At 70.8% G+C, this 8,932-nt stretch carries 9 protein-coding genes; all 9 read left to right on the forward strand.

Annotation, left to right across the window (positions count from 1 at the left end):
* The first annotated feature begins 21 nt into the window (after positions 1-21).
* On the forward strand, positions 22-849 hold the full coding sequence (locus tag ACFY12_RS08230; protein ID WP_390714915.1) for a MinD/ParA family protein: 828 nt from the start codon (positions 22-24) through the stop codon (positions 847-849).
* Positions 834-2,186 (forward strand): CpaF family protein, encoded by a 1,353-nt coding sequence (locus ACFY12_RS08235; protein ID WP_390714916.1) that lies wholly within the window; start codon positions 834-836, stop codon positions 2,184-2,186. The genes ACFY12_RS08230 and ACFY12_RS08235 overlap by 16 nt, the downstream gene beginning before the upstream one ends.
* 194 nt (positions 2,187-2,380) lie before the next feature.
* The gene (locus ACFY12_RS08240) at positions 2,381-3,103 is read left to right on the forward strand and encodes a type II secretion system F family protein (RefSeq protein WP_390714917.1); all 723 of its coding nucleotides are present in this window, start codon (positions 2,381-2,383) and stop codon (positions 3,101-3,103) included.
* A complete protein-coding gene (locus tag ACFY12_RS08245) occupies positions 3,100-3,999 on the forward strand; it encodes a type II secretion protein F (protein WP_390714918.1) in 900 nt (299 codons plus the stop codon). The genes ACFY12_RS08240 and ACFY12_RS08245 overlap by 4 nt, the downstream gene beginning before the upstream one ends.
* 78 nt (positions 4,000-4,077) lie before the next feature.
* Complete coding sequence (locus tag ACFY12_RS08250; RefSeq protein WP_390714919.1) at positions 4,078-4,278, forward strand: hypothetical protein; 201 nt, start codon at positions 4,078-4,080, stop codon at positions 4,276-4,278.
* A 5-nt stretch (positions 4,279-4,283) separates the two neighbouring features.
* Entirely contained in the window at positions 4,284-4,691 is a 408-nt protein-coding gene (locus ACFY12_RS08255; protein ID WP_390714920.1) for a TadE/TadG family type IV pilus assembly protein, read from the forward strand.
* A 50-nt stretch (positions 4,692-4,741) separates the two neighbouring features.
* The gene (locus tag ACFY12_RS08260; RefSeq protein WP_390715084.1) at positions 4,742-5,125 is read left to right on the forward strand and encodes a TadE/TadG family type IV pilus assembly protein; all 384 of its coding nucleotides are present in this window, start codon (positions 4,742-4,744) and stop codon (positions 5,123-5,125) included.
* A complete protein-coding gene (locus tag ACFY12_RS08265) occupies positions 5,122-5,589 on the forward strand; it encodes a pilus assembly protein TadG-related protein (protein ID WP_390714921.1) in 468 nt (155 codons plus the stop codon). The genes ACFY12_RS08260 and ACFY12_RS08265 overlap by 4 nt, the downstream gene beginning before the upstream one ends.
* A 40-nt stretch (positions 5,590-5,629) precedes the next feature.
* Entirely contained in the window at positions 5,630-8,410 is a 2,781-nt protein-coding gene (locus ACFY12_RS08270; protein ID WP_390714922.1) for a BTAD domain-containing putative transcriptional regulator, read from the forward strand.
* Positions 8,411-8,932: the final 522 nt, after the last annotated feature.

Genomic DNA, 8,932 nt, shown 5'->3' on the forward strand with positions numbered 1-8,932 from the left:
TGCGGAAGGGATGGTTCTCTCGTGAGGCGGCTGGTAGTGGTCGGGTCGATCACGGGTGCGCCGGGGGTGACGACGACGGCGCTGGCGCTGGCTGCGACGTGGCCGGCAGAGGCGGACGGCGGAGGGCGCCCGGTGGTGGTGGAGGCGGACGGGTCCGGTGGGGACCTGATGATGCGTTTCGGGTTGCCGGCCGCTCCGTCGTTGCTGGATGTGGCGGCCGCGGCTGGGAAACCGCAGCCGGGTTCGCTGCTGGGGGCAGTGGGGGAGCTGCCGTTCGGGGTGCGGGCGGTGGTCGCGGTGCCGGGACGTCGTCCGTGTACGGAGGCGGTGCGACTGCTGGCGACCGAGGGCGGCCGTCGGGTGCTGCTGGGCGCGGAGGGCGACCGGGGCACGGTCCTGCTCGATGCCGGGCGCTTGGGCGACGACGTCGAGCCACTGCTGCGGGCCGCTGATCAGGTCGTACTGGTGACGAGGGGCGGGGCGGATTCGCTGACGCATGTGTCCACGTACGGACTGGACGCCGAGGCGCTCGCCGGGCCTTTGACGCTCGCCATCGTGGGGCCGTGCCCGTACCGGGAAGACGAGATCACCGCATCGCTCGGCATCGACCGGGCGATGTTCCTGCCGTGGGATGCCAAGGCCGTAGCGGCGATGCATCGGCCGCGTCGCAGCGCTCTGCGGACGACGGGAACCCGGGCGCCGCGGCTGCTGACCGCAACGCGGACCCTGGCCCGACAGCTGGCCGAGCACCGGGACGGTGCAACCGAAAGCCAGGCGGGTGAGAACAACAGGCAGGTTTCGGTGCCCGCTGCGGGCGATGGAGGGAGGCCCTCGTGGGCGAGACGCTGATGCCACCGCCTGGCGTGGTACCGGCTCACGGCGAGCAGGAGTTGGTGCTGCTGGTGCGGCAGAGGGTCGCGACGCGCTTGGCGGAGTATGCCGGCGAGCGCGAGGCGGCGGGGTTGCCCGCGGAGGACGAGTCGGCGCGCCGGGCCACCGTGGGGCGGCTGCTGGCCGAGGAACTGGGCGCCCAGCGCCGTCTGGCCCTCATGCAAGGCAGCAAGATCATCGATGCGGCCGTCGAGGAGCGGGTCGCTCAGGCGGTTACGGATGCGCTGTTCGGCACGGGCAGCCTGGAGCGGCTGCTGGCGGACACCACGATCGAGAACATCTGCGTCAACGGCTGCGACGTGGTGTGGGTCAAGGACGCGGCCGGGGCGTGGCGCCGCGAGGGGCCGGTAGCGGCCTCGGATGCTGAGCTGGTGGAACTCGTGCGCACCCTCGCGGCCGGCACGGGAGGCGAGGAGCGGCGCTTCGATCGGGGCATGCCGCGCCTGAACCTCCAACTCGCCGATGGCTCACGCCTCTTCGCGGTCATGGCCGTCACCGGCCGGGTGTCGCTGACGATCCGCCGCCACCGCTTCCCGGCGGCCTCGATGGCCGAGCTGGTGCGCCTGGGCGTATGCGATCGGCAGCTCGCCTCGCTTCTCACGGCGCTGGTGCGGGCGCGGAAGAACATCGTCATCGGCGGCGGTACCAACGTCGGCAAGACCACGGTGCTGCGGGCCTTCGCCCACGAGATCCCGCCCGAGGAACGTCTCGTGACGATCGAGGACACCTTCGAGCTCGGCCTGGATACGGATACGGTCGCTCATCCGAATGTGGTGGCCATGCAGGCGCGGGAGCCGAACATCGAGGGCAAGGGCGGCATCGACCAGGCAGAGCTGGTGCGTTGGGGACTTCGGATGTCCCCGGACCGGGTCATCGTCGGCGAGATCCGCGGGGCCGAGGTCATCCCAATGTGCAACGCCATGTCGCAGGGCAACGACGGCTCACTGTCCACCATCCATGCCTCCACCTCACGCGGGGTGTTCACCAAACTCGCCTCCTACGCCGCGCAAGCCCCCGAGCGGCTCTCGCTGGAGGCGACAAACCTGATGGTGGCCTCCGCGGTCCACTTCGTCGTACACCTGGGCTGGGACGCCGCCGGGTGCCGAGTGATCGACTCGGTGCGCGAGGTCATCGACGCCGACGGCACCCAGGTCGTCTCCAACGAGGTCTACCGCACCGGCCCGGACGGCCGAGCTGTTCCGGCCGCCCCGCTGCGTACGGAGACTGTTGACGAGCTGGTGGCGGCTGGACTGGAAGTTGAGGGCTCTGCCTTCTCGTTCTGGGGGGTGGGGTGATGTCCGCGTTCAGCCTGGGGCCGGGAGCGTTGACGGCCGTGGCGGTGGCGTGCGGAACGGTGTGCGGCCTGGGAATTGTGGCGCTGGTTTACGGCATCGTGCGGCGTGGAGAGTGCGACGTTCGGCCTGGAGTTCTGCGCGGGGTAGTCACTCGGCTGCCTGCGGACTGGACCAGTCGGCGCGTAGTCGTTGCGGTGACCGTCGGGGTGGTCGCGGGGGCGCTGACGAGGTGGCCGGTGGCGGCGGTGCTGACCACGGTTGCCGTCCTCACGCTCCCCGGCCTGCTCGGACCGGACCGAGCGGCAGCTCGGCGCACGGAGCGGATGGAAGCGCTGGCGGCGTGGACGGAGATGCTGCGCGACACGCTCTCCGCGGCGGCCGGCCTGGAACAGGCCGTCCTGGCGACGGCGGACATCGCACCGGCCGCGCTGGAGAGGGAGATGCGGAAACTCGCCTCTGCTACCCGATCGGGGCACCCTCTGCCCGCCGCACTGCGAGCGTTCGCCGCAGACGTGGACGATCCGCTGGCCGATGTGGTGGTAGCCGCGCTGGTCATGGCGGCCGAACAGCAGGCGAGCCAGTTGGCGCCGCTGCTGGGCGAGCTGGCGGAGTCGGTGCGCGAGCAGGTAGCCATGCGCCAGCGCATCGACGCCGGACGCGCCAGCGTACGCACCGGCGTACGCGTCACGGTGATCGTCACCCTCGGCATGACGCTCGGGCTAGTGGTTCTCAACCGTCCCTACCTGGATCCTTTCGACACCTGGACGGGCCAGGCCGTCTTGGCCGTGGTGGGCGCCCTGTTCGCGATCAGTTTCACCTACCTGTCCGCCATCGGCCGCATCGACGAACCGGTCCGGCTCATCAGCACCGACCCCGCCGGGCGTGCCTCGGCCGCCGAAACGGGAGGTATCTCGTGATTGTCGTTCTCCTCGGTGTGCTCTTCGGCGCCGGAGCGACCACGCTCGTCTACGGGCTGCGCCCGCCCCGACCCACGCTCGCCGACGTCCTCACCACCCTCAACCCCCAGACCCAACCTGCCCCTTCACAGGCGGCTGCGAGGGAGGAGATGGAGTGGGCGACCCGACTCGGGCGGCGCGCCGTACCGCTGGTGCGGGCGCTCGGCTTCCCCACCGCCTCACTGCGCGCAGACCTCGCCGCCTGCGGCACAGGCGAGGAACAGCACCTGGCCAGCAAGGCAGTCTGCGCGACCGTCGGGCTGGTCACGCCGTGGGCTGCGACCGTGCTGCTGCGCATGGGGGCCGATATTGCAGCGGGGTGGTGGATGCCACTGGCCGGCTCGCTCGTCCTTGCCGCGGTGCTGTTCTTCGTCCCCGATCTCGGCATCCGCAGGCAGGCGGAACGCCGACGTCACGAGATGCGCCACACCCTCAGCCTCGTGCTGGACCTGACGGTGATCGCACTCGCCGGCGGCGCCGGCGTCCAGCAAGCACTCGCGCAGGCCGTCGCCATGCCGCAGAGCTGGGCGGCGGGCAGACTACGCCACGCACTGCACGTCGCGCAGCTCACCCGCACCACGCCCTGGACCCACCTGGGCGAGCTGGGACGGCAGCTGGCCGTGGCCGACCTGAGGGAACTCGCTTCGACGCTGAGCCTTGCGGGCACCGAAGGCGCCAAGGTCCGCGGCTCGCTCGGCGCGAAGGCGCGAGCGATGCGGCGCCGCAGGGTGTCCGAGGCCGACGGGGACGCACAGGCAGCCACCGAGCGGATGTCGTTGCCGGTGGTGGGGCTGTTCACCGCTTTCCTGCTGCTGATCGGCTACCCGGCCCTCGCACACGTGCTGTCCATGAGCTGACTGCCCCTCACCCCCCACGCGGGCCTGGCCTACTCCCGTACCACCCGAACCACCTGAACGAGACGAAAGAGCACTTGCATGTCGCACCTGAACACCCTGGCTCGCCGTCTGCGCGACCACCTGGCCAAAGTACGTCAGGAGGCCCGCGACCATGGGGACGCGGGCTACACCACCGAGACCGTCCTGATCACAGCTCTGCTCGCCATCTTGGCCATGACCGTGGTGGGCATCATCGTCGCCAAGGTCACCGCCAAGGCCAAAGGCATTGACCTGGACTAGACGCCGTGAACCCACTTCTTCGCAGGCTGCGTGACGACCGCGGATCGGCGAGTACCCAGCTGGTGCTCGTCGTCCCGGTGCTGTTGCTCCTGGTGTTGCTGATCGTCCAGTTCGCTCTGGTCTGGCATGCGCGGCACATCGCGCAGTTCGCCGCTCAGCGTGCCCTGGCCGCTGCTCGCGTCAAGGACGCCACCGCTGCGGACGGCCGGGCCCAGGCCCGGCGCAGTCTTGCCGTCCTCGGCAGCCGCATCCTGGCCGCCCCGTCCGTAGCGGTCGACCGCACTACAGCGCAGACCACCGCGCGGGTCGGCGGGACGGTGATAGCGGTCGTCCCCGGCCTGGCCCTGCACGCCTCCGGGACCGCGTCAGGCCCCACCGAGAAAATCACCACCCCTTCCGGAGAGCGGTCATGACGCCACGGATGGACCGCGGCCAGCACGATGGCGACCGCGGATCCACCTCGGTGGAGCTGGTGCTGGCCACCCCACTGCTGATGCTGATCCTGCTGGTTGTCGTGGCACTGGGGCGGCTCGCCGACGCCCGCCTCGTCGTGGCCGACGCTGCCCACCAAGCCGCCCGTGCCGCCTCCCTCGCCCGCAGCGAGCGCGCTGCCCGCACCCAGGCCCGACATGCCGTGACCGCAGCGCTCAAAGAAGCCGGAGCCGCCTGCCGACACCCCGGCGTCACCGTCACCACCGGTGGCCTGACCCCAGGCGCCAACGTCTCGACGCGGGTTGCGTGCACCGCCGACCTGGGTGACCTCACCTACACCGGCTTGCCCGGCCACGTTCCTCTGGCCGGCACCGCCGTCTCCGCCGTCGACTCCTTCAGGAGCACAGCACCGTGAAACAGCGCCTGCGAGCACACCTGGCGCGTGTCCGCACCGGGTTCTCCAAGGGAGACGACCGCGGTGAGGTGACGGCGTTCGTCATCGGCATCATGGCTGCGCTGTGGCTCTTCGCCGGAATCGTCGTCGACGGCGGCTTGGCCCTCGCCGGCAAAGCCCGAGCTGCCGACGTGGCGCAGGAAGCCGCGCGCACCGGCGCACAACAACTCGACATCAGCCGCCTACGTCACCCAGGACACTCACGACTCCACGACGACGTCCGCCTCGTCAGCGCCAACGCCACCCGCGCCGCCCGCACCTACGTCGCCTCCGCCGGAGACCGCGGCACCGCCTCCGTGAAGGGCAACGCCGTCACCGTCCACGTCACCCACCGCTACCGCACACAGATCCTCCAGCTCATCGGCCTGCACACCCTCACCCTGCACGCGTCGGCCACGGCAAACGCCGAACGCGCGATCCCATAGCGGCTGATTCCCCTTCCGGCTGCAGAGAGCGAACCCGGCGATGACCCACCACAGTGCACTACGCGAGCGACTGACCGCGGCTCTCACGGTGCTTTGCACCCTCACCCTCACGCTCGCCCTGCTGGCCGGAATGCCCTACCTCCTGTGGCAGGCCACCGGCGTCCCCTGGCCCGACCACATCTCCTCCTGGCACGAACTGGGCGAACGACTGGCCGAGCCGCTCAGCGACCCCCTGGTTCTCGACTTGCTGGCCGTTGTGGGCTGGGTGTGCTGGGCCGCCTTCGCCTACACCGTGCTCCGGGAAGTCTGCTGGTACACCGCCCACCTGCCGCAGCTGCTGCACGACCGTCGCGCCCACAACGACCATGTGGCTGCTGTGTCCGTGAAGAGCTCGCTGGCCGCGCTGTGCATCGGCACCCTCGTCATCGCCCTGCTCAGCCTCTGGCGCCCTTCAACCGCCACCGCACAGCAGGTCTCCCCAGCGGACGCGGCCAGGGCACCGGTTGCCGTAACCGCCCCGCTCACCCCCTCGGCGCAGAAGGCCATGGCCACGGCAGTGGCGTCGCATCCGGGCCGCCCGGGGCAGGATGCCAGCGCCGCGGCAGTCGGGCACATCGAGTACACCGTGCAGGAAGGCGACACCCTGTGGGACATCGCCCACACCTATCTGGGAGACGCACTGAAGTGGCCGCGGATCTACGCACTCAACAAAGACCGCGTACAACGCGACGGGGACCAGCTCACCGACCCGGACCGTCTCAGGCCCGGCTGGCAACTGACCATCCCCGCCGCCCACCAGCCCCCGGCACCACCGCCCAGCGCTGACCGAGCAAGCCCCGCCGCATCGCAGACTGCACCACCGTCTCCGTCCGCCTCGGCAATGCCTGCACGGCCAGCACCCGACCGGAAACCGGCCGCTGGCCAGCACCTCGACCGCGCGCACTCCCTATCCCAGCCAGACCGCGAGTTCGATGCCACCGTCGGGAGGACAGACAGGGAGAGCGGCCCCGCCGCCATCGGCTTCGGCGAGGCCGGCCTGATCGGCATCACTGGGGCAGCAGGGCTCCTGGCCGCCCGCCGCTACTGGTACGTGCACCAACGCCGCCTGCGCCGACCCGACGACGAAGCGCCGGCCCTGAGCCCACTGGTCGACAAGGCCGCCCAAGCAGCGCACGCGGCCACACAGCCCCGCCGCCCCCACGACCCCGAAGCCCTGGTCACCCGCCGCCACCCACCGCAGCAGCCCCGCAGCGCGGACACGGTGACCATCGGAGTCGACGACAACACCGAAGTCCCCCTCGACATCCTGGCCACCACCGGCGGCTGCACCTGGACCGGACCGGGCGCCGAGGACGCCGCCCGCGCCCTGCTCACCGGCATCCTCACCGCAGCCGAACGCCAACGCCCCGGCCCACCCCGCGTCAGCGCCGTCGTCCCCGCAGAACTCGCCGCCCGCCTGCTGCCCGGACTGCCAGCGGAGTTCACCGCCCTGACCCAGACCACCGATACTGCCCATGCCGTCCAGGTTGCCGAACACCACCTGATCGCCCACGCCCGCGCACAGCACGAACGCGATACCCCGACAACCCCACCTGAGGCAGCAGATCCGGCCGACGAGGCTGCCCCGGGCACCCTGCTCCTGCTCGCCACCGCTGAGCGCGCCTACCTCGGCCAGCTCCAGGCAATGGCAGCCCGCAGCCGGCCCGGCATCCTGGCCGTCCTCACGCTCGACACCCCGCTCCCGGACGCCGAGCACTGGCACATCGCGACCGACGGAACCACCAACCGGCCTAGCACACACCCGCAACAACATCCCGGCCTGAAGCTGTTCCACCTCACACCCGACGCCAGCCGCGAGGTAACCCAAGTCCTCCTCGGCGCCCACGGCCAACGCCCCAACCTGCGCATCCTCCCCACCCAGAGCACACCCCCACACGACAAGCAGCCCGATGCCGCAGCCACCTCGGAGCCCGAGCCCGAGGAGGAAGCCGACCCCAGCGGCCCCCACCCCACCAGCACCTTCCGCCCGGCACAGGCCAAGCCCGTCCGGCTTCACGTTCTCGGCCCCATCACCCTGTTCGCGCGTGGCCATGCTGAACCCATCGGCACTAACCTCCGGCCTGAAGTCCATGAATTCCTCGCCCTGCTCGCCGCCCACCCCACCGGCCTCCTGGCCACCGACATCGCCGACAAACTCCACCTCGAACCCGACAACGTACAAGGCACACTGAAAAACCTACGCCGCGCTGTACGCCGCGCCCTGCGCGCAGCAACCGGAATCACCGCGCAGGAATTCATCCTCCGCCAAGGAGAACTCCACAAGCTCCATCCCGAGCTCGTTGAAACCGACCTGGTTGATTTCACATGCGCTCTCAAGCATGCGCTTTCTGGAAATGGAGTGCACGATTCGGAGAATGACGCAGTGTCGGCCGTGCGCGAGGCGTTGAGCCACTACCGTGGTCCTTTCGCGCAGAGCGGTGATTACCTGTGGGCCGACGCGCTCCGGGAGCACTTCACCACCCAGGCCACCGACGCCGCCCTCCGCCTGGCACATCAAGCCGAGCGTGCAGCCGCAGACCCACAGCAGCGGGACGCCATCCTGCCCCTGCTGGAGCACTTGGGGTCCATTCACCCGGACCACGAGCGGCTGGCCCAGCACACCATCCGCCTCTACCAAGCAGCCGGCCGCCACGACGCCGCCCGACACGCCTACGCCCGCCTCGAACGCCATCTCGGCGAGCTCGGTCTTGAGCCCGACCCAGCCACCCGAGCCCTCCTCGCCTCCCGGGCGCCCCACCCTCAGCGGACCCGGTCTCGATAAAGCCGCAGGTAAACCCCGCTCCGCGCCTCATGAACTACCGCGGAGGCTCGATGTCGTTTCCCCTGTCGTATCGGGGGTCGTATCCACAGTCGCTTCCATGTACGCGCTTGGATGCGACGCCCCTGGCCGGCTGATAACCGCAGGTCAGGCCGGCTGCGAGCCACTGCTGGGCGGGGCCGACTGTATATCGGTGCAGCAAAGCATCCCGATCTACTTGTGACAGGCCCCGGGCCCCGAGCCTCGCGCGTATGCCGGCGGCCATCCGCAGCTCTTCCGGCGCAGCCCCATCCCCACTGCCTCGCCTGACGCTGCCCACTACTTCCTAGCCTGGGAACTGCGCAGCACCACACAACCGCGAAGCGCAGCACCACACAACCGCGAAGCGCGGCGGCGCCCGGGCGTAGCCGAGGGTGCCGCCGCGCCGGGGGCCGCGCCGGGGGCCGCGCCGGGGGCCGCGCCGGGGGCCGCGCCGGGGGCCGCGCCGGGGGCCGCGCCGGGGGCCGCGCCGGGGGCCGCGCCGGG

Source organism: Streptomyces sp. NPDC001339 (assembly GCF_042895955.1).
Taxonomy (GTDB): Bacteria; Actinomycetota; Actinomycetes; order Streptomycetales; family Streptomycetaceae; genus Streptomyces.

Coding starts and splice junctions, on each gene's coding strand:
- ACFY12_RS08250 (WP_390714919.1), top strand. CDS start 4,078: ATGTCGCACCTGAACACCCTGGCTCGCCGTCTGCGCGACCACCTGGCC.
- ACFY12_RS08270 (WP_390714922.1), top strand. CDS start 5,630: ATGACCCACCACAGTGCACTACGCGAGCGACTGACCGCGGCTCTCACG.